The sequence below is a fragment of the Candidatus Vicinibacter affinis genome, assembly GCA_016714365.1.
Lineage (GTDB): Bacteria > Bacteroidota > Bacteroidia > Chitinophagales > Saprospiraceae > Vicinibacter > Vicinibacter affinis.
In genome coordinates this window covers 3,166,889-3,188,399 of the sequence record JADJNH010000005.1, presented here as the reverse complement: position 1 = coordinate 3,188,399, position 21,511 = coordinate 3,166,889, and the positions used below count along the sequence as shown (strand labels likewise).

Annotated in this window: 14 protein-coding genes and 2 tRNA genes; 14 read left to right on the top strand and 2 right to left on the bottom strand. The window is 36.6% G+C overall.

Going from position 1 to position 21,511, the window contains the following annotated elements:
• Positions 1 to 139: 139 nt before the first annotated feature.
• Positions 140 to 952 (bottom strand): class I SAM-dependent methyltransferase, encoded by an 813-nt coding sequence (locus IPJ53_12650; protein MBK7799949.1) that lies wholly within the window; start codon positions 950 to 952, stop codon positions 140 to 142.
• A gap of 57 nt (positions 953 to 1,009) precedes the next feature.
• Between IPJ53_12650 and IPJ53_12645 the strand changes: the two genes are divergently transcribed.
• Positions 1,010 to 3,823 (top strand): VCBS repeat-containing protein, encoded by a 2,814-nt coding sequence (locus tag IPJ53_12645; GenBank protein MBK7799948.1) that lies wholly within the window; start codon positions 1,010 to 1,012, stop codon positions 3,821 to 3,823.
• Positions 3,824 to 4,000: 177 nt separating this feature from the next.
• Here the strand turns inward: IPJ53_12645 and IPJ53_12640 are convergent.
• Positions 4,001 to 4,074 (bottom strand) — tRNA-His (locus IPJ53_12640).
• Positions 4,075 to 4,254: 180 nt separating this feature from the next.
• On the opposite strand from IPJ53_12640, the gene IPJ53_12635 reads away from it, so the two are divergent.
• The 13 genes from IPJ53_12635 to IPJ53_12575 all read left to right on the top strand — a co-directional run bounded on the left by IPJ53_12635 (position 4,255) and on the right by IPJ53_12575 (position 21,338).
• Positions 4,255 to 5,151, top strand: a complete 897-nt coding sequence (locus IPJ53_12635) for a hypothetical protein (GenBank protein ID MBK7799947.1) — start codon at positions 4,255 to 4,257, stop codon at positions 5,149 to 5,151.
• A 108-nt stretch (positions 5,152 to 5,259) separates the two neighbouring features.
• Positions 5,260 to 5,811: a hypothetical protein gene (locus IPJ53_12630; protein ID MBK7799946.1), complete on the top strand. Its 552-nt coding sequence runs from the start codon at positions 5,260 to 5,262 to the stop codon at positions 5,809 to 5,811.
• A 233-nt stretch (positions 5,812 to 6,044) separates the two neighbouring features.
• Complete coding sequence (locus tag IPJ53_12625; GenBank protein ID MBK7799945.1) at positions 6,045 to 6,623, top strand: RNA polymerase sigma-70 factor; 579 nt, start codon at positions 6,045 to 6,047, stop codon at positions 6,621 to 6,623.
• Positions 6,624 to 6,660: 37 nt separating this feature from the next.
• Positions 6,661 to 7,671: a FecR domain-containing protein gene (locus IPJ53_12620; GenBank protein ID MBK7799944.1), complete on the top strand. Its 1,011-nt coding sequence runs from the start codon at positions 6,661 to 6,663 to the stop codon at positions 7,669 to 7,671.
• 30 nt (positions 7,672 to 7,701) lie between these two features.
• Positions 7,702 to 10,359, top strand: coding sequence for a TonB-dependent receptor plug domain-containing protein (locus IPJ53_12615; protein MBK7799943.1), 2,658 nt, complete (start codon positions 7,702 to 7,704; stop codon positions 10,357 to 10,359).
• 121 nt (positions 10,360 to 10,480) lie between these two features.
• Positions 10,481 to 11,413 carry a DUF4249 family protein gene (locus tag IPJ53_12610; protein ID MBK7799942.1) on the top strand — a complete coding sequence of 311 codons (933 nt, stop codon included), beginning with the start codon at positions 10,481 to 10,483 and terminating at the stop codon, positions 11,411 to 11,413.
• A 65-nt stretch (positions 11,414 to 11,478) separates the two neighbouring features.
• A tRNA-Ser gene (locus IPJ53_12605) sits at positions 11,479 to 11,563 on the top strand.
• A gap of 680 nt (positions 11,564 to 12,243) precedes the next feature.
• A complete protein-coding gene (locus IPJ53_12600) occupies positions 12,244 to 14,595 on the top strand; it encodes a PKD domain-containing protein (GenBank protein MBK7799941.1) in 2,352 nt (783 codons plus the stop codon).
• Between the two features lie 63 nt (positions 14,596 to 14,658).
• Positions 14,659 to 16,728: a hypothetical protein gene (locus IPJ53_12595; protein ID MBK7799940.1), complete on the top strand. Its 2,070-nt coding sequence runs from the start codon at positions 14,659 to 14,661 to the stop codon at positions 16,726 to 16,728.
• 475 nt (positions 16,729 to 17,203) lie between these two features.
• Positions 17,204 to 18,085, top strand: coding sequence for a hypothetical protein (locus tag IPJ53_12590; GenBank protein ID MBK7799939.1), 882 nt, complete (start codon positions 17,204 to 17,206; stop codon positions 18,083 to 18,085).
• Between the two features lie 24 nt (positions 18,086 to 18,109).
• Positions 18,110 to 18,745, top strand: coding sequence for a hypothetical protein (locus IPJ53_12585; GenBank protein MBK7799938.1), 636 nt, complete (start codon positions 18,110 to 18,112; stop codon positions 18,743 to 18,745).
• Positions 18,746 to 18,917: 172 nt separating this feature from the next.
• Positions 18,918 to 19,721 carry a hypothetical protein gene (locus IPJ53_12580; protein MBK7799937.1) on the top strand — a complete coding sequence of 268 codons (804 nt, stop codon included), beginning with the start codon at positions 18,918 to 18,920 and terminating at the stop codon, positions 19,719 to 19,721.
• Between the two features lie 831 nt (positions 19,722 to 20,552).
• On the top strand, positions 20,553 to 21,338 hold the full coding sequence (locus IPJ53_12575; protein ID MBK7799936.1) for a hypothetical protein: 786 nt from the start codon (positions 20,553 to 20,555) through the stop codon (positions 21,336 to 21,338).
• The last annotated feature ends 173 nt before the right edge of the window (positions 21,339 to 21,511 follow it).

The following is a 21,511-nucleotide window of genomic DNA, read 5'->3' as shown; positions in this document are numbered from 1 at the left end:
CATTTATATCAATTTTCCCTTTTTGCAGGATTTAACACAGGTACTTATCCTAAATTTTTTGCCGAGGTCAATTACATTGAAATCACCAAACGCTAATTTGAATTTTATCCACTCTGGACATCAATTTGTCTTGAATGTTTTAAATGCAGCGCTGCCAAGGTTTAAAACCTGCCTGAATATAGCTATATCGACCCTGGCTCAGTGTTTTGTCCTTAAAGAGCAGTCCCCATCGTGAGGTTTCCAGACTGCAAGGCACTAAATTATGCAGCGTAAGTTCAAGCCAGGCCTCATGCATCCCTTTAGACCAATGAATGTCGTCCAAAAGCAAAACCCCTTTTTCATTCAGCATTTGGAGCAATATCGGAACGTATTCCAACATAGCGGCCTTTGTATGATCTCCGTCCAGCATGATGAAATCATATTTCGTCTCCCGATTGTCTGATAAAAATTTTCTAAAATCCTGATGGTGAAAATGAATATGACTGCAATTTGATTTGGCAGCCAGCTCCTTTGCAATATCAACGAACTGGCCATTTCCTTCTACACTGTCTTGCAGTAAACTTTTGGAGGCCAGCGCCAGACAGACACTGCTGGAACCAAGACAGGCACCTAGTTCTAGTATGGATGCAGGCTTCAGGTATTTTACCAACCGGTATAACTCATGCAATTGTTCGGGCGGATGCAGTGCTTTTTTTGCAAATGTTCCAAGAAGCAAACCGCCTTGATTCCTTTTTTGGCTGAATTCATCAACACCGATCAATTCATTTCTGTTGACCAGGTGTAAATAATTCTCACCCAGGGTAGAGAAGTCATAATAATTACGCTCTGCATCAAAACAAGATTCAATCAAATGGAAAAGATAGGGGCTGTGAAATCGATATCTTGTATTTGCTTTGAAATAATAGCGGAGATAAACCACTATTTTCTGCAAAAACTGCGAAATGACTGACATATTAGCGGCGAATATATATAAAAAATTTATATTTGTGTTTTACTAAATCCTCTAACCATGGGAATAAGGATCTTAGTTTTTGCAATAATTGTTTTTTCGTCAATTCTACCTGCATTAGGGCAAGAGACATTTAAGTTTACTGAAAAGCCATTTCAGCAACAGTTTTTTTCAGGCATTCCGGTTTGTGTCGCCGACTTTAACGGTGATTTTGTGGATGATTTGTTGGTGGTCGATCAGTCAAAAAAAATATGGCTCGGAATCAATTCGGGAAAAGCTGTTTTTATTTGGAAAGACCTTCAGGTAAAATCCAACATTGCCTTGTGGTCCGTTTCCGCAGCCGATTTGGATAGAAATGGTTTCAATGACATCGTTTTAGGTGCAGATCAATTGGGCATTTTCGTGCTTTACAATGACGGTATCCAATTTAAGAAAGAGTGGGTAGATGCTTCTGCTTTTTTTGCCCAGGGTGCAAGTTTTTACGACATCAATAAGGATGGATGGGTAGACTTTAGCATCTGTAATGACAATGAAAAAAGTCGTGTGTTTGAGAATAAATCCGGCAAACTTTGGAACAATAAATCCTGGATTGATTTGTCTCTTCCCAATAAAGCAAATGAAGCAGGTAATTACGGGATTTTATGGAGCGATTTCGATCAGGATGGGGATGGGGATCTATATATTTCAAAATGTCGTGCAGGCGTTACAGACACCACTGACCCAAGACGAATCAATTTGTTTTATCTCAACGAAAATGGCGTTTTTTCTGAAAAAGGAACTGCTCTTGGTGTAGATGATCACGAGCAAAGTTGGATGGCTGTAACTGGGGATATCAATGGAGATGGATTAAATGATTTGGTGGTAGGTAATCACTATGGACCCTCCAAAGTATTCATGCAGCGAGCCGATCACAGCTTTGAAGATTTTACCCTGGCATCCGGATTTAAACCGGAAGCGGTCGTTATTCAATTTGCACTCAGGGATTGGGATAATGATGCGGATCTCGACATACTGCTTACCGGTTCAGGTACTGAACTTTGGTTGAATGACGGGGAGGGCCATTTTAGTCAATTGTCTACCAATCTAGGAGAAAAACCCTTGAGTTCTCTTGCCGTAGGAGATTTGAATTCGGATGGCTATCTCGACCTGTATGCCTCCTATGCTTATCTGCTCAATGAACCAAATAACAGAATTGACCGCGCCTGGATAAATCCGGGAGGCACGAACCACTATGTACAGCTGGGCTTACATGGCATTCAATCAAATTTAAATGGAATTGGCAGTAGAATTTTTATCTATGCAGGTGAAAAAAAGCAATTCAGTGAAGTTCAAAGTGGAGAATCTTTTGGGATTCAAAATAGCCTAAATCTTCATTTTGGATTAAATGATTCAAAGTCCATTGACAGCCTGGTAATTTATTGGCCTTCGGGAATCAGACAAGTGTTTAACCAACTTGATGTGGATCAATTTTATTTGATCACGGAAGGCAAATGTATCCGCCAACATCCAGAAATATTTCCGACAAAAGACAGTATTTTATGCAATAACCAGATTATTGAAATATTCGGTTCTTCAAGTCTTCAAAACATTCTGTGGAATACAGGAGCCAATTCCCAAAAATTAAACATCGATTCTGCCGGAGTTTATTTCTATACTCATACAGATTCTTCCGATTGTTATTCAGTGTCGGAAAATTTTACTTTACTCATTGATCCGGTAGAAAAACCAAGGCTTAACATCAATTATCAAAAAATCTTGTGTGCAGGCGATGTGATAGAATTGTCGGTTCCGGAATTTGACCAAAAAGTGTGGTGGGATGGTAACCAGGATTCGATCCGATTGATACGGGATTCTGGATTATACTTTGCATCTGTAAAAGGTGTTTGTCAGACTTATGATTCGGATACGCTGGAAGTATTGGTTCAGGATCCGGTGGAATTACTGCAACTCAAAGGGGATACTTTGACTTCACCCGGGATGGCAACCATTACCTCAGATAATCCAAATACCTTCTGGTTTAATACTTTGGAGGATTCTGTTCCGGTGTTTACCGGACCTCAATACCAGACGCCACTGGTTGACAAATCACGTTCATATTGGGCACAGGCTTTCCAAATCGGAAGATTTAAACATTCGTACGGGGGCATGAAAAGTCCTGTTTATGAAGGGGGTGCTTATCCGGCTGCCTTTTTAAATCCTAAAATGTTGTTTACCTGTTACCGGGATTTTATTTTAGACAGCGTGACCATCTATACAGATACCCGCGGTAAACGCGAAATCATGTTGTTGGATAAAATGGAAGCAACTGTTGCGACCAAAGAAATTTATCTGGAAGCAGGGTTGAACAGGGTTTATTTGGGCTTTTTATGTAAGGGATCAAATGTAAATTATTCCTTGACTACCAATCCGGATACAAACAAGCTGTACTATGGCAATATAGGGCCAAGACTGGAGCGAAGCAATAAAGGCTTCATCTATCCATTTTTTATGCAAGATCTTTGCAGAATAACCAGTTCGGATTATGGGGACAGTTATTTCTACCATTTTTTTGATTGGGCAGTACGGCCGGCAGATCAGCTCTGTTTTGGAGAAAAACAAGAGGTGAAGATTGTCTTTCAGCCCGTTTCTACCAAAGACCTTGGTCTGGTTAGCTGGACATTCGATCAAACTTCATCCGGAATATTTAGATTGAGCCATACCAGTAGGACATCCGTTAGATTAAAGGTCTATGACCTCCATGGCAAGTTGTTGCATTCCGGAGATGTAAAGGATGGAGAAAGTATCAATTTATCAAATCTGCCGTCTTCGGTTTATCTTTTTTATGGGGTGGATTCCTATGGGAACACCAGAACTTTAAAGAAAATTCTGAAGTAAAATTCAAGGTGTTACCAAATTGATGCAAACCAATCAAGATTAAAACATTGGTTAATTCTGGTATAAACACTTAAATAGTCCAAAAAGCACGAAGTGAGAATTGAGCGGTATTATTTGTTCAAAAGCATTGGATTTATGCAAAAAAAAAAGGTCTGAAGATAAAATCTCCAGACCATGGGTGGATGACCGGGTTCGAACCGGCGACCCTCGGAACCACAATCCGATGCTCTAACCAGCTGAGCTACAACCACCAGATGTCAGCAAAAAGCTGAATTGGACCGCAAAATTATAAATTTTGTATCAATATTTTTCATTTTAATAAAATACACACCGACTTTAATCATAGAATTTTCGAAGTTAACAATTTGTTAATTTAATTGAATTTTAAGCATTTTTAGATAAAAATTAAATATTTTAGTTAAAACTTTAAAGTGAAGAATAAAATTAACTTCATTCCACCTTTAATTAAGGTTGGAATTTATTGCTTCACCATTGTTTTCAATTGTACATGTAACTTTGAAGAAAATTTGACTGATAATCATGATAATTCAATTGAAGAACCATATGATGTTGAAACTGATAATGATCAAATTGGTTATGTAAGGTCAAATAATTTGGACAGTGTAATATTGTTTCCAAATATGGATTCATTTCTTAGTTATTACAAATCCGAAGTAGATTTTCTTGAAGGTCAACAATTGCAATTATTATTTGCTTTTGACAATTTAAGAAAGGAAACTATACTTGAATTTGGTAGTCAACCTGATTTTTCAGATACTACAGTTTTAAATTGGCTAAACACAAAAACAATTCAAATTTACGGAGATGTTGGTTTTGAGCTACCAGAGTCTATTAATTTTCAATCTGTCTTTAATGGACAAGCTAATTTAGGCCCCGCAGATGACCCTTATTTTACTCCTCCTAGTTTTTATGAACATAAGTTTTTTACAGGTGCTGAGTTGGACTTCCCAAGTCAACCAAATTTAGATGTTACTGAGTTGCCATCTCCTGTTTGTGAAGATGAAAATGATTATGTTGTGTCTCTCGCAGATTTAAGTTTATCACCTAAATCCTCAGGTGGCCACTGGGAAGATAAAATAAGTTCATTTGGCGCGGATTATCATCCTAGTTATAAATTTTCAATTTTTTTATTTCGAAATAAGGATTTTCGTACTGGTACCTGTAGAGTATTTTATATTGACATTGAGGATGATTTCTGGATTGATGATGCTGATGAAGTTAACTTTTTTGCTGGGCTGACCCTATTTTGTGCTGATTTGAATGATAGGATATCATCATTAAAATTGGTTCAATTGTGCAGACATTAGTTATATATTAATTATCTATGCTGTACATATATGAAAAATAAAATGTTATCGAAATTTATTTGCCTATGTTCATTTTATTTGTATTCACTCGCTCTAAATGCTCAGACCTTGAATTTTTTTTTAGGTTTCAATAGTAAACAAATATATGAAACTGGTTTGCCATTAACTCTTAAAGATGAATTTAATCCTGGGCTAGGGGTAAATATAGGATTAGCTTATCAACGCACCTACAAGAAATTCCAAAATTGTGTAGAATTATATGGAACCTGGGGTCATGCCAAGCTAACCACCTGGAGGGGTGTTTCCGGGTTAGGAAGAATTTTAAGAATCATAGATCCTCCAAATAAATATTTGTTACATGGAGTTGGCTTGGCAATAAATGCTCAATATCATTTAAATGAAATTATTTTCTTAGGACCTCGATTCGGAATTGAATACAGGGGAAAGTATATAAATTCTTCACTTAATTTTAAAAGTCCTAGTTTTTATTACCATCTGGGATTGATAATAGGAGTCGATTTTCACAATATTTCAATTTATGGTATTGGGAAGGCTGACTTGAACCCATTTTACAAATCATACACAATTGATCATGCTTATACATACAAAGCGTATTCTGCTGAATGGTCAATAATCTTAGCTTATAGAATTCTACAATAATTGAATTTGAAAGCCGGCTATGCCTATAATCATTTCATTTTTTTAATTTAAATATTATAAGAATACTTCTTGCCAATTGACATTCAACAAATATTTTACCGGATGAATTTTTCAATTCATATGCAATAAAATAATCATTTGAATTTCCCTAAATTTGTCAGGATGAAAGCCATATACATTTTTATTTATTAATTTATGCAAAAGCCTTAAAAAACCAAGCAAAAATCCCAAATTTGTTTCGGAAACCTATTGACTTTAATTTGGATCAAGCACAAGAGCAGTATGTACTGTTCCTCCTAAAGGAAGGACGGGAAGAGGGTATAGATCTCCTCTTTAAGTATTATTACAAAGATTTGGTCCTCAAAATCAACCAATTACTTGCCGATATTCATGCTTCAGAAGATTTGGCTCAGGAAATTTTTCTAGAAATTTGGAATAAAAGACAATCCATCGACATCGTTCAGTCTTTTAGAGCCTACATTATGCGAGCCGGCACCAACAGAGCAATTAATTGTCTGAAAGCCAAGAAATTAAGTTTTTCAGAAATAGATTTGGATCGTGATGATCATCACCTGGAAACTCAGAGCGATGAAGATTATGAGCAAAAAGAGCTGTTTTTTGCAAATTTGAGAGACAGCATCGCTTCTTTGCCAGAAAAATGCAGAATTGTTTTTTGTCTGAGCAGGTATGATAAGATGACTTATGCAGAAATTGCTGCTCAACTTAATATTTCTATCAAGACGGTAGAGAATCATATTTCTAAAGCTCTTAGAATACTTAAAGAAAATGCAAAATATTTAAAGGTATCATAGGGGTTTTTCCCAATAATCTTGTCATATTAGTGTAATTATGGACCGCAGATTAATTTTTCATAAAAAACTCACCGGACAATTAAGTCCGGAGGAAGAGTTTGAATTGAACAACTGGTTTGAAGCTTCAGCCGATAATTGGGCAGAATATGAGGTATACAGCAAGCTATGGTCTGATTCTTTGGATTCAAAATCTACCATGGAGGTAAATGTTGAGGATGCGTTAAAAAGATTTAAGAATATACCTGAAGTAAAGTCCCAGATGCGACCTGCAATGGAGAGGGGGACACAAGGTTTAAAACTGTCTGTAAGCAAATGGTCTATTGCAGCAGGTTTGTTTATTGTTGTTTTTCTAGCTTATTACCTGATCAGTCTGGTAGGTAATAATCAGAGCCAGTTTTTGAAATATACCAACTCTACTGAACCTTTAAATTTAAAGGACGGATCAGTGGTGAATTTGAACTTAGGAGCAGAATTAAGCTATCCTGAATCATTCAAAACAAAAGTCAGAAGAGTTAAATTAACCGGAGAAGCCTTTTTTGACGTTGCGAAGGATGCTCAAAAACCCTTTATTATAGAAACGGGGGAGGGAGAAATAAAAGTAATAGGAACAAGTTTTAATATTCGTGATTTGACCGCAGAAAAAACCATGGAGGTTTTTGTAATCTCTGGAACGGTTCAATTCACTAATCAGGAAGGCACCATAGCCAAAACCTTAAATGCCGGGGATAAAATGGTGTATAATAAATCAAATCACGAAATATCCGTAGCCCGTCCTTCCGGGACCAATGACATTTCCTGGCACAGCAGGAAACTTGAATTTATTGATGTTCCGCTTTCACAGGTGGTAGTTGATCTGGCTCGTTATTACCATGCTGAAATTACTTTAAGTTCCCCATGCCTGGGCTTATTGAGGTATACCTCTCCCTTGGATTTAGGATCTGTAAGTAGTCTCTCCGTAGCTCTGGATGTGATTACCACCTCCGTGCAATTGGAATACAAAGCCTCAGCTGATGGGAGATCATATTCTCTCAGCGGAGAATGTAAATAGAAATTATCTTTGGGTCCATATCCGGACTACTTGAATTCAATAAGCAAAGTATTACTCTTGGTGCTAATCTGCACTAATGCTGGTTTTGCCCAGTCCTCTTTATCTATAGTTAAATATTTTGAAATCCCAGCTCAAAGTCTCGATCTCAGCCTCATTCAGCTTGCTAAGCAGTCTGGTATTAATATTTCCTTCAACAATGACCTGATCAAATCATTTGAATGCCCCAAAATAGCAGAGCAAAATTCTTTTAAAGCAATACTTGAAAAGTTATTGTCCGAAAAAAAACTCAGCTACAAAATTATTTCACCCGATCAATTGGTTGTTGTACCTCAAGCTGAAACGGAACAGGAAAAATGGATCAGTGGTAGAGTGGCCGACAGCACAAGTGGCGAGCTTGCCATCGGAGTTTTGGTTTACGATCGTATTTCAGGTGCATTTACTTCTACAAACGAGTATGGATACTATACTTTGTTAAGTCATCATGATTTTGCTGAATTGCATTTTTCATTTTTATCCAAAAAATTATCTGTCCGTTTTCTTTCTCTAACGAAACGCAAAAATATTCTAAATCTTTCCTTGAATGTTTACCATGCTTTGCCGGAAGTGGTTGTAACGGATTCCAAACAAAATATTACATCCGATCAGGATTTAAATCGAATCAATGCTTCTGACATCCAAAAATGTCCGCCTGCCTTTGGAGAAAGTGATCTTATCCGTACTCTTTTGGTACGACCAGGTACCCTAAGCGGTGCCGATGGATTTGGTGGACTTTCTATTCGTGGTGGCAGCTACGATCAAAATTTGTATTTGTTGGACGATATTCCAATTTATTACCCGAGTCATGCCATTGGATTATTAAGTATTTTTAATACGGATGCCATTAGAAATGTGAATTATTATACCAATGCTATTCCCAGCAATTATTCTGGGCGATTATCCGGAGTGGTAGATGTACATACTAAAGAAGGAAATTTGAAAAATTGGGAGGCCTCAGGTTCAATGGGTCTTTTGTGTGCAAAACTAATGGTGGAAGGACCATTGGTAAAGGATCGTCTTTCTGTTTTGGCAGCAGGTCGAAGGACTTTGCTGGATCCTTTTATCAAGGAAGCTACAAAGTACTTTAAAGATAAAAACCAAAAACTGGGTAGTTCCACTTATTATTTTTATGACATTACCACAAAACTACATCTGCGAATAAACGACAGACAAAGATTTTATTTGAGTTATTACAGTGGAAAAGATTTTTTCCACGACGAGGATCTGGCGTTCAATCTTATTGCTCAAAACTCAACTTCTTTTAAAAAATTCTATGAATTGCATTGGCAAAATTTTTTATTATCCGGTCGATATAATTTTCAATGGAACAAAAACCTTTTTTCCAATCTGAGTTTATATCAAAGTATATTTAAAAGTACTTCTGAACAATATGAATCTTTTAGGTCAATAATCAATTCCCAAAAAAATGATTCAAGTCTGGTCGGCAGATCTTATTATTCTAATATCATTGAGTATGGCGCACAATTCACAACAGATTACAGTTTTAATTCAAACAATCGGCTGAAAGTAGGTGCCAGAATTGCACATCAACAATTTAAACCTAATATTTTTTCCTACAACCTGGGCAATTATCCCCTGGAAGACGTTATTTACTTTCAGCCAAAACCAATAGATAGTATTTCAGGATTGAATAAAAGATCTAATGTGGAATTGAATGCCTACGTTGAAGATTACTTAAAATTAGGTTCTCATTTTTCATTGGTTTTTGGTGTTAGAATGGGTGCCTTATTCTATGATCAGGTAGAGAAGGGATTTATCCTGCCAAGGGGAAGATTGGAGTTCAAACCTCATCAACAATACCAATTTTTTTGCTCTTATGACCAACAATTGCAATCCCTCCATTTATTAAGTGCAAATGCAGTTGGATTGCCAACCGATTTATGGGTTCCATCCACTAAGAATTTGGGCCCTGAAAGTATGAAGCAGTGGAATCTGGGTTATCTTGGCACATGGCATAATGCTTCGTGGAACATACAAACCTATTTTAAAACAATGGATAGTTTGCTGCATCTTAAAGAAGGTGCTGATTTCAGACTTGGCGTTACCGAAAATTGGGAATCCCAGGTAACTTCAGGAATGGGTACTTCCTATGGAATAGAAAGTGGATTTCACTCCACCATTAACAATCTTGAATATACTTTGAATTATACGTATTCAAAGACTTCCCGTAAATTTGATGAAATCAATAGAGGTCAATCATTCAGATTTCTCTACGATCGACCTCACCAAATAAGACTTCAGCTTAATTTCAAAATAAACGAAAAACTCCATCTGAATGCTTTGATGGATTACAGTAGCGGAAGCCCTGTAACTCTGCCCCTCGGCAAGTATGAATATCTTTCCCTGGAAAGCGGAATCCCTAATAAAATTATTTTGGTAAATGATAAAATCAATAAAAGCAGCCTTCCCGATATTTATCGGTTAGATGTTTCTTTGAATTATAATATCAAGCAATCGTGGGGTAATCAGGAGTTAAGTTTTGGAATTTATAATATTCTCAATCGTAGAAATCCGGTTTATATTGAATTAAGCCCACGCCCCGACAACCCTTCCTTGGATCAATTTCAGCAAGTAAGCCTGATGCCTATTTTGCCATCCTTTAGCTATAAAATTCGATGGACAAAACGGTAATTAACTTATTTCTTATAGAGTATATTTTATGGATTTAGCAAAATGAAGATCCATAGTATTTCTATACCAAAAACAACCGATTTAGCTTTAACAGTGTAAATAAAAATTATCTTTGTTTTCCATGATTCAATATATAAATTTTAAGGCATTGCTGTTTTTTATGCTGGTGGTAGGTTGTCGATCAGCATATATATTGGATACAGATGATTCGATCAACAGTTATGTTGCATTTGGTTATTTAAAGCCCAACGCTCCTTTGAATTTGGAATTAAATCAATTATCAGACCCGGTAGGAGGGATTGATGCCACAATACAATCTGATGTGGATGTTTTTCTTAACCTAGAGTCTCAGGAGTTTAAATTGGAGCCTATACAAGTACCAGGAAAAGCCAATCCCATCTATCAGCTGAAAGATTTTCCGATAAGCAACGCCAAATACCAATTGAAAATTAAAATTGCTGACGGCACTCTCCTTTCTGCCGCTACCAAAATTCCAAATTCCGTTCCTGGTTTTGCACATATTGAATGTACCGATAAATTCTTAACACCCAATCTGGTTCAGAGTCTCAAATTGACTCTGAAATGGAACTTGGACTCTACTTCTGAAAATTTCTACCACCTAATCATTAGAAAAGTAAACTTTAAATACGATGGTGCAGGAAAATACATCCAGGATAATGTAAACCCCATTTCTCAGGTCGATTTAGTGGCTGAGGAACTGGAGACCTTAAAAAATGTAGTTTTGTTGACCCATGAACCGGGTCTCCTTCTTGCCGGAGAGAATTATCCTAAGGATGAAATTAACCTCGCTCTTCAAGTAAAAACAAAACTGCCAGTAGACCCTGAAAAAGAAATTTTCAAGGAACTGCAATTGGAATTACGGGCTGTCAGTAAGGAATATTACAATTTTCATAAAGCATTAGCCTTGCAATTACAAAATACCGGAAGTGGTCTCCCCAGCCTTCAAACAGTGAGCAGCTATACCAATTTTACCGGAGGGCATGGCCTTTTTGGGGCCTACAGAAGTTATTTTGACGTAGTAAGGTTTAATTAAGTTTCAGGCTTTTGAAGAAATTTCTTGCATAATCAAGCTCACTTTCTATCTTTGCAGGCCTATACGGAAGAGTGGCAGAGTGGTCGATCGCGGCGGTCTTGAAAACCGTTGACTGTTAAAGGTCCGGGGGTTCGAATCCCTCCTCTTCCGCATTTTTTTTTGAACCCCTATCCCCATTTGACTTAAAAACACTACCTCTGATGAATCCAGTTGGTACTTGTGGACTGTCTTTGAAATGCTGTTGTACTTATTGTATTTGTAAACTGGCCCTTACCATTGTAGAAAAATACTTTAGTTTATGCCGATAGATCCAAATAATTAGTCCAAATGCAAGAAGTGAGAATCTGACTATATTATTTGTCCAATTGGTATTTTTTAAAGGCCATTTTCTCCTGACATCATTATTCCATGACGTGTTGTTTAAAGTTTTTGTTTACTGAAACTTTTGTCGAGTTAGCTCAATGCATTAGATTATTTTTCCTTGCGAGATTTTATGGAGCGAATGTAAGATATTAGCTGCTTCAATTTCGTCGCTGAGAGTAATTCATTCAATCATATTTTGATCACTTGATATCATGACTCTACCCTTTTGTAATACTAGAGGGCTTATGGTTTATTTTATAATTATGCCATGGAATATTTATCCTTCATCCATCTGACATATGGTAAATCCTTGACCTTGAATTATTAGCATTATTTATGGAAAACAATTTTTTATCACCCAATAGAATGATAATTATCATGGCTCTGAACTGATTTATAGAGTATAATTAGATCGTCGCAAATAGGTGGTTATTTTGGAACAATGGTTAATTATAAAAATTTAAATCATGAAGAATTTATTTAAAATGATGGTGGGTAAAGGTCGTGAGAGGTTCAGAGTCTTTTATTTTTATTTTCTGCTTTTTATTTTAGCCTTTTCATGCAGTAAAGACGATTCCGCACCCGGTGGTGGTAAAATTGAGACCGGCTCTTTTACTGAGGTTTTAAATGAGAATGTTGGAGTTCAGGGTAAAGTCTTGACGGTTCAAGGGGGAGATGTGAATGGTCTGACAATAGAGATACCCCAGGGATCTTATAAGTCAGGTAAGGATTTTGTAATATCTACCGCTAAAATCAACAGCCATACATTTGGCCCGGATTTTAATCCAATTACGCCAATGATCCGCATCAACAATGGTGGCGGCTATGCAGATTCAATATTAACCGTGACAATCCCTTGCGTGGTACCTCCGGGACACTTTGCCATGGGGTTTTATTACGATGAAGAAACTGGAGAGTTGGAGGGTATTCCGGTTCTTGCAATTAATGACAGTAGTGTCGTATTGGCAACCAGACATTTTTCAGGTAAGCATTTAAATGAAGGGGCGGGCAACCTGACAGTGAGAGCAAAAGTATGGGCGGATTTATTGATTTCTTCGATGGAGATGAACAAGTTGTTTAATGAAACACAGGAATCTGGCTTTCGGCCAGGGGTAGATGATTGGGAATTTACGAATTATGGTTCATACATTGCTCCGGGGGGGCATTGTGCAGGACAGTCATTAACAGCAATGTGGTATTACAGTATACGCAAATCTGGTCTAGAGGAAGACCCTCTCTATGATCGATTTAGCACATTGCCAAATCCAATATGGGAGGACAACAGAAACGGTTATCGATTTGCGTCCGTAATTCAAATGACCAAAAATTGGAGCAATGCGGGTCCTTGGTTTAACGTGTTTCAAGCAACAAGTAAAGGTAAAATTACCAGGGATAGTTTGCATTTTATGGGCTTCGCCTATTCAATAAGACTAACGAAAAAACCTCAATTTGTTTACATAGCAAGAGATACAGGTGCGCATGCCATGATTATTTACCGAACAGGTCTCAATGTGCTTTCTGTAGCGGATCCAAATTTTCCGGGCAAATATTCACATTCCATTTCATTATCAAATGGTGCCTTTCTGCCATATGAATCAAAACCAAATGCAGATGCTGCATCTAGGTTTTATCCCAAAATTTTATATGTCGCAAAATCTGCAATAATTTCAGCAGAAGGAATTGCCGAACAATATGATAAAATGCTCAAAGGAGATATAGGAAATGGAGGAAATCCGGATGAAAATTTCCCTTATGCACAATTAGTCTATTACAACGGTAAAGATTGGGTAGAAATCTCCGACAGCATCAACACTGATTCAGATACCGTTATTATTGCCAGCCAATGTCCTACTTGTAATTTTAGTTTTAATCCGGGAACCCTAACTGATATATATTTTTTAAAAAATAATGGAAAGGAAAGGGTCAAAAGCATAAATGGTTATTTAAAAATTGCACTTGGTTTAGGAAGGAATGTTTTACCTATTTCAATCTATGGGTATCATTCCCTAAATGCGGGAAGTAAATATCTGGATTTTAAGTTAATTGTCATTAATCGCGATTTCGTAGGGCTTACCATCAGTCCAAATCCACTTATTAGTGAGCCTGATAAAGAAATTGAGTTGTCAGCGGAATCAACCAGTAAGCCCCCAGATAACGCAAAATATGTATGGACTTTTGGCGATGGCACTGCGGAAGTGATCAATCTGAACAATAACACCGTGAAGCACAAATTTGCTAAAGTTGGCAACTACCCTGTAAATGTAAAGTTGTATGACAACACCACAGGAAAGCTATTGGGATCCGCTACTTCGATTGCAAAAATTGTCGTCAGTTCTGCTCAGAGTTTTAATTTCAATTGGCTTCAAAGAAAATCTAACAGAGATTGGTTCTATGATATAAATTTTAATCTGTCAGGAACTGTTGAAGGAAAAAACGGAAATAAAGTAGAACAGATTGTTGGCAATGAAAACAGTAAAGTTGTAAATGTGAAATTTGCAAGCATTGATTCATTTTTAGTCAATTTCACGAGTTCGTTTTCTATAACTCCATTACAAATTACCAGCACAGTGGATCCTAAGGAAATTATTACCTATTCCGGAACTCCAAAATTGAGTTGGTCAACAAATAATTTTAATCCACCTGCTAGTCAGGCTAACGGAATTGGAACATATGGTAATTCCAGTTGTATAGGCTCGATCACCATCAAAGGTTATATGGATTATGTTTCAACTTGGTATGATGATAATATTGGAGCATACAAGACCACCAGCGGTACTAATGAATGGGTGTTGGGATATATTCAATTTGAAAAATACTAATCTGAATAGAAGTGTTTTTATGTTTAGGGGGTTCATGATTGAAAAAGTTTAAAATTTAATAAAATGAAAACAAATTTTTATAAGGCCTTCCGTAAGTTAAATTTAAGTATGATTATGCGTTTTAGATACCTATGGATCTTGGTCATATTATTACTGGCAAGTTGTAGTAAAGACGAAAACACACCTAAGCCAGGAAGCGGTAAAATTGAAACCGGCTCTTTTACTGAAGTTTTAATCGAGAATGTTGGAATTCAGGGCAAAGTGTTGACGGTTCAAGGGGGAGACGTGAATGGTCTGGCAATAGAGATACCTCAAGGATCTTATAAGTCAGCTAAGGATTTCGTAATCTCTACAGCGGAAATTAAAAGTCACACCTTTGGTCTTGACTTTAACCCAATTACGCCAATGATTAGGATTAACAATGGAGGTGGTTATGCAGATTCAATAATCACCATCACGATCCCATGCGCAGTACCCAAGGATCATTTTGCGATGGGCTTCTTTTATGACGAGGAAACAGGTGAATTGGAGGGAATTCCTGTTCTTGCGATCACAGATGGCTTTGTGGTATTGGCTACACGTCATTTTTCTGGTAAACATTTAAATGAGGGTGCTGGAAGTTTAGCTACCCGGACTAAAATTTGGACAGATATTTTGATTAGTTCTATGCAAAAAGACAAATTATTTGAATTGCAGGAATCTGGTTTTCGACCGGGCATAGACGATTGGGAGTTTCCAAATGAAGGATCATACATTGCTCCAAAAGGTCACTGCTCAGGTCAGTCCCTGGCTGCAATGTGGTATTACAGTATTAACAAATTGAATCTGAATGAAGCGCCCTTGTTCGGCCGATTCAGTACCGTGACAAGTCCAATCTGGCAAGACAATGTGAAAGGTTATAGATTTGTTTCAGCAGTACATGTTGATGGATCTAATTTATGGAATCAAGGATTAGGTCCGGTCAATGTTTTTGATGTTAAATTTAACAATCAGGGTCCCAAAAATCTTATTTCTTATGACAGTTTGCATTATTTGGGATTTGCCTATTCTATAAGGTTGACAAAAAAGCCTCAATATGTTTATATTCTAAGTAATACAGGATTGGCACATGCTATGATTGTGTATCGAACAAATCTTAATGTGTTATCCGTTGCGGATCCAAATTTCCCGAGTCAATACGCACACTCGATTACATTGTCTAATGGCAAATTTTTGCCTTATGAATCCAAACAAAATGCAAATACTCCTACAACATTTTTTGAAAATATAAAATATTTTGCAAAATCCGCCCTTATTACCTCTGAAGGAGTTGCAGCACATTATGCTGAAATGTTATCAGGGACGATAGGGTCTCAACCTCCTTATTTTTTTCCACCTTCGCAATTAATTTATTACGATGGGAAAGAGTGGGTAGATCTACCTGATACACTGAGTACAGAATCCGATACAATTATTATTGCGGCAAGGTGTTTTCAATGTGGTGCAGTTTATCCCGGAGACCTTACTGCTATGAAATTGCTTAAGACCAATGGGGATGCTCCTGTGAATTCAAATGGAGGTTATCTTACTATTCCATTAGTGCCTGGGGATAATTTACTACCACTTGAAATAGATGGAACTTCTTCAGTTGGAATCAATTTGGCTTATTTGGATTTCAAAATGATCGTAATTAAAAAAGAACCTAAAGCTGGTTTTGGGTACTGGTTGAAACAGCTATTAGATGATAATACACTTGGCGCTGGTTTTGGATATAAAACCATGCAAGGTCAGTTTGCTGGAAAATGGTTAGGCACAACTTATAAAGTGGATTATCAAAAAGACTTTGATATAGATGGACGCCATGGTACCGTTTTTGCCAAATATACCGCTAATTGTAATTCAAATAGGACTTTAATTAATTCTTTTAATATTGAATTATGGACGCTTGAGGGTTCAACAAAAGGGGTAGTCATATCATTGGATGGAAAAAATCTGCCGCTAACTTCTTCAGATGGAAGTAATTTGGTTTTTAGTGCTTACGGAGCAGCAGCATGTAGCACATTAACGCGTGTAGATTATTTTGTAGCTGGACAACAGGCAAAATATGGATGTGATGAAACCTCTTTTGTATTTTTCACCATCCCAAAACCTTAAGTAGATATTTTTCTTTGTGTAGTCTGAAATAGTACATATTAGATTATAGAATGAAACAGGCGTTACATTTATTGACCTGATTTTATAAAAGTTACTCATGTAATATAAAATCAATAATCAAGTATTCGAAAGCTTTTAAAGATGTATATTAGATTCGTTTATAACAAGAATTGGTAATTTTTTTTCAGCACATTTTGATGCAGCAAAAACAATTTACAGTAGGCAGTAAGAAGTGTATGACTTGATATTTTTGAATATTAAATAAATCGCATGTAATTTTAAGAAAAGTATCTCATGACGATGGTTATTTTAGCTTTTTAGAGAAATATGAAACTTGAGTTAAATAATGACAACTAATGGTTGTCAACATATATTAAAGTAAAATTTATACAAAAAAATCTAAAAATCATATTGTGAACTGATCATTATCATTATTTTATGACCTTTACTGGCTTAAATTAGCAATAAAAATATTATGAAATATACATTATCAATTTTGCTGTTGTTGTTTATTTCTCATAGCTATGTGTCTGCGCAAAACATTGACGACTATCTGGACAATTATCTAGGCAAGAATAAAGAGGGTTATATTCAACCGGTTTCTGATATTTTGACTGGGATTTTCAATACGGGACTGGTGACAGATCCTAAAATTGACAACCGTTTTTATATTAAATTTAGCTTGGTTGGGTCAGCGGGACTCGTTACCGACAACCTAAAAACTTTCTCTGCCACTACGCACGATCCATTCTCACCTGAGCAAACTGTTAAAGCTTCAACGATTGTAGGAAATTCGGAAATTACAGTAGTTACAGATACAAATGGATTGTCCTATACATTTCCGGCAGGAATCAATGTAAAGTATGTTCCGTTTGCTTTACCTCAAATTGCAATAGGAGGTATATTCCATTCCGACCTAAATCTTAGGTTCTTGGCATATAATTTTGGGGGAGAGTTTGGCAAGCTTCAACTCCTGGGAGTGGCCTTAAGACATGACGTGGGGCACTATTTTAAGATCAATAAATATTATGTAAATGCTGGATTTTCTTTCCAAAGTATAAAACTTGGCAGTAGGATTTACGTTACCAACAATTTGATTACCTTGGATGGCGGTCAGGATTTTAAATATTTTTATTATTTTGGCAGGATTGGTTATCAGTTTGGAAATATGGATGTCAATTATACAACCGATCCGGATGAAGGTGGGGAGAAAGTTGAATTCAATATTAATAATGATTTCCCAATAATGGCGGGTTTAGGCGGTGGTGTAAAAATTGGGAAGATGCTTCGATTCAATTTAGGAATCAGTTATGCAAAATTTCCAATGGCAGAAACAGGAATAATTTTAAAATTTTAGTCTTTGACAGTTAAAAATTGAAAAATGAAAACAATATATCGCTTTAACATTTTGATTTTGGCATTTATCGTAGTAAATTTTTTCTATGGATGTAAAGGGGTAATAAAAGTTTATGAATCAGAGACGAGAATTATTCCATTAAGTTTAAATCTAAATACATATGACAACAAGAAATGGGAAAGTGTTGTTACGAAAAATGATGTTCAGAAAGCCTTGAACATCCCCTCTGACGCAAAAAAAATTAAGGTAACATTAAAATCAATTAAATTAAAAATAGAACCTGATGCAAATCCTAAGAATGCGCCATTTGTTGAATATTCAATGAATGTGATAGCTCCGGAAGGTCAGGAATATCACAACTTTTTAAAACTTAGCTCTTATGAGGTGACCAAATTTTTAGGTTCCGCAAGTCCAATACACATTAATTTAAAGGCACAGGAAATTGCAAACTTAAACGGATTGCTTACACGTCTTTTTGACCCCAAAGCTGTATTGCAAAGTGTTAAATTTGAAGGAGCAATTGATGGCAAGTTATTGCCTGATGGAGGTCCGAATGCTGTCTTTATTGGAAAGTTAATTGTGAATTTAGCTCTTGATATCTCCTACTATCATTGTGAATATACTGATGCGGCCAGTTTTATTGATGATAATTGTGAATAGTTTCCTCATTTACCTTGCGAAGGTAATCGACAATTTTTGGCTTGGAGGTCATGTATGAATCGTAAAAAATAGTTGGTGATAGATACTGGATTAAGAAAGGTAGGACTTATAAAATGATGTGGTTCGTTGAGATTTGTGTTTAGTTTAGTGTTTCTGTTACTTAAACTTTGTAATGATAAGAGATGAAAGCAAGATCAGGCAAGTGAACAAAGAGGATGATTATTTGGTCTGTAGTGAATATGAAAAACACGCGGATCAACTGTCCGGCAATCATCCGGATTTTATCTGCTTCTACCATGAGATTACTGGGAAATTTTATTTTGCATGGATGGATTCTTCTTGGCATGTTCTGTTGCGCAGTGAAGGATATCCTACTTTAGTGGCAAGGGATCAGGGTATTAAAGCAGTGATCGAAAGCAGAAGTCATCGCGAGCGTTTTAAGCTAGAGCAAGGTCATGGCGCTTATTTCCTCTGCTTGACGGCTTCTAATCACCTGGAAATTGGACGATCGTGTCCAAAGAAAACTATAGAGGAAACCTGGGCTTTGATAAGTCAGGAAAAATACCAAACTAAAGTTCCTGTGGTGGAACATCTTAAACATATTAGTAAAAATCACAATATGAATGCATTGCCTTCAGACTTGATTCTGGGTCAGGTCTTTGCAAGTAAGGATACCTATTTACCGTGCAGAGAATACCTGGGCCACCACATCAATGATAAACTTAATCAGGTTTCTCTATTTATGCACAGCAATGGCAAATATTACTTTGTTATCTACCAGCCGGATGGATCAGTAAGGCTGAAAAGTGAGGGATTTAGTACTGCAGAAGACAGAGATGTGGAATTGTCAGGCGTCCTAAAAAGCATGGAAATTCCTGACAGGTACTTCTTTATGGAGGATTTGGGTTATGTAATTAAAATTTTGAAAGACCAAACAGGCCGGGAAGTGGCACGCTCCTGTCCGGAAAAAATTTAAGTCTGTAGGATATCATTCTCCAAACATCCAATCCAACGCCTTACTCTCTTATGGATTATACAAATTACCAACCCAATACATCCAAAATATTAAGGTGCCCTTTGTTGATCCCAGGATTGTCATTAGAGTTTGCAGTGAGAGTCAAAAGACCAACAAATGCAAGACTCCTCGCAAGAAATTCGCGCGGAGGAGAAGTTAAACGAATTTCGAGAAGAGACTTTCATTTAAAGCTATTATGGCTAGTAAGAGATGAATTGTGAAAAGTTAAAGTATAACTACCATATAATCAATTAATTATAACCTATTTTAGTTATTATTTCTTGTTTTGGGCTTGCCAATGAGACTTTTTAGATTACCTTGTATAATGTATGACCGAAATGTAAGAGGGTGGTGGCTGGTCCAAAATTGGATTTAATTTCAGTGCATGTTTAAGGAAAGTCCAAAAGTGGACAAATATTTCATCCATCAATGCCCATCATTCATAATTATTTTTCAATATTTAATTTGAAATGTCTGAAAACTTTGAAGGTAATTGTATGAAAATAAATGGTTTCAATATTATAGTAATTCAATATATGAAAAATACCCATTTAGCAGTATATATTATAGTTTCAGCGCACACTACTTTCGCCTCATAGATAGTAATGTCTATAACGTAAATAACCAAAACAGTTTATACTCATTCTGCCTTTATCATGGCGCATGTGTTTATCTGATTTGGTGTTGATTTTTAACGAAGCAACCAAAATTAATTTAAAATAATAAAACCAAATCATGATGAAAAAGGTATCCAAATTATTACTTTTATTTGTTGTTCAAGCTTTTGTAGCTTTGAATGTTTTCGGTCAGGCCAGTGACCAACTTTCTGGTTTCAGTACTCCTGTTGGTTCTCAGCCTGCAGTTAGATGCGATCAAGCCTTACCAGCCTATGGTTTCCAAGGTGATGGTAATTGGTTGGTGTCAACTCGTAACGCTAATTTCGTAGGAACTGGAGCTTCTGTTGAGTTAGCCAATGACTTCATTATTCCTAATTATAATGTTTCAGGTCAACGTGTAGTTGCTGCTAATTTTAACAGCGGCAATACTCCGTGGACACCTGAAGGCTATGAAGTTAGGTATTTTACTCAAGCCGTGGGTGGTGGTCCTGGAGCAACTTTAAGAACTGCAACTGGTTCTATCCAGAGAGTTGGTGCGCTAGTTGTTGATGAATTACCAGTTTCTTTTAACCTGGTTCCAGGTGTTAAGTATTGGGTTTCATGTGTTGGGGTGAATTCGCCAACTAATACTGCTGTTGCTCGTTGGGATTGGGATGGAACACCAGCCAATGCTACTACCCTTGATCCTGCTTATGTTAGGTATCAGCCAGGTGGAGCATGGGGTGGAGCTGCTTGTGCTTACTGGACTCCAAAAGCTAGCTGTGCTTTTATAGCTACTTCTGGTCCACCTAACCAAGCTTTTAGTTTTACTATTTGCCGTAACGCATTCCTTACATTAGGTGGTACTCCGGTTCCAACTATGACTCAGTGGGGATTGTTCTTATTCGGATTAGTATTGTTGACTCTTGCTGTTGTAACTGTTTACAACTTCTCACGTAAAAATGTTACGATTACAAAATAATCATGCATTTTCCTTTTTTAAAAGAAGTTTTTGAAAAGGCGTTTTGGATTTCTTTCGTATTGGCAATAATTGGATGGTTCCTTATCTATTTGATTTGGGGTGAATTCACTACATCTGATATTATAGGAATGCTGGTTGCAGTTCCCGTTATAGCCTACCTAATACATGTCCTG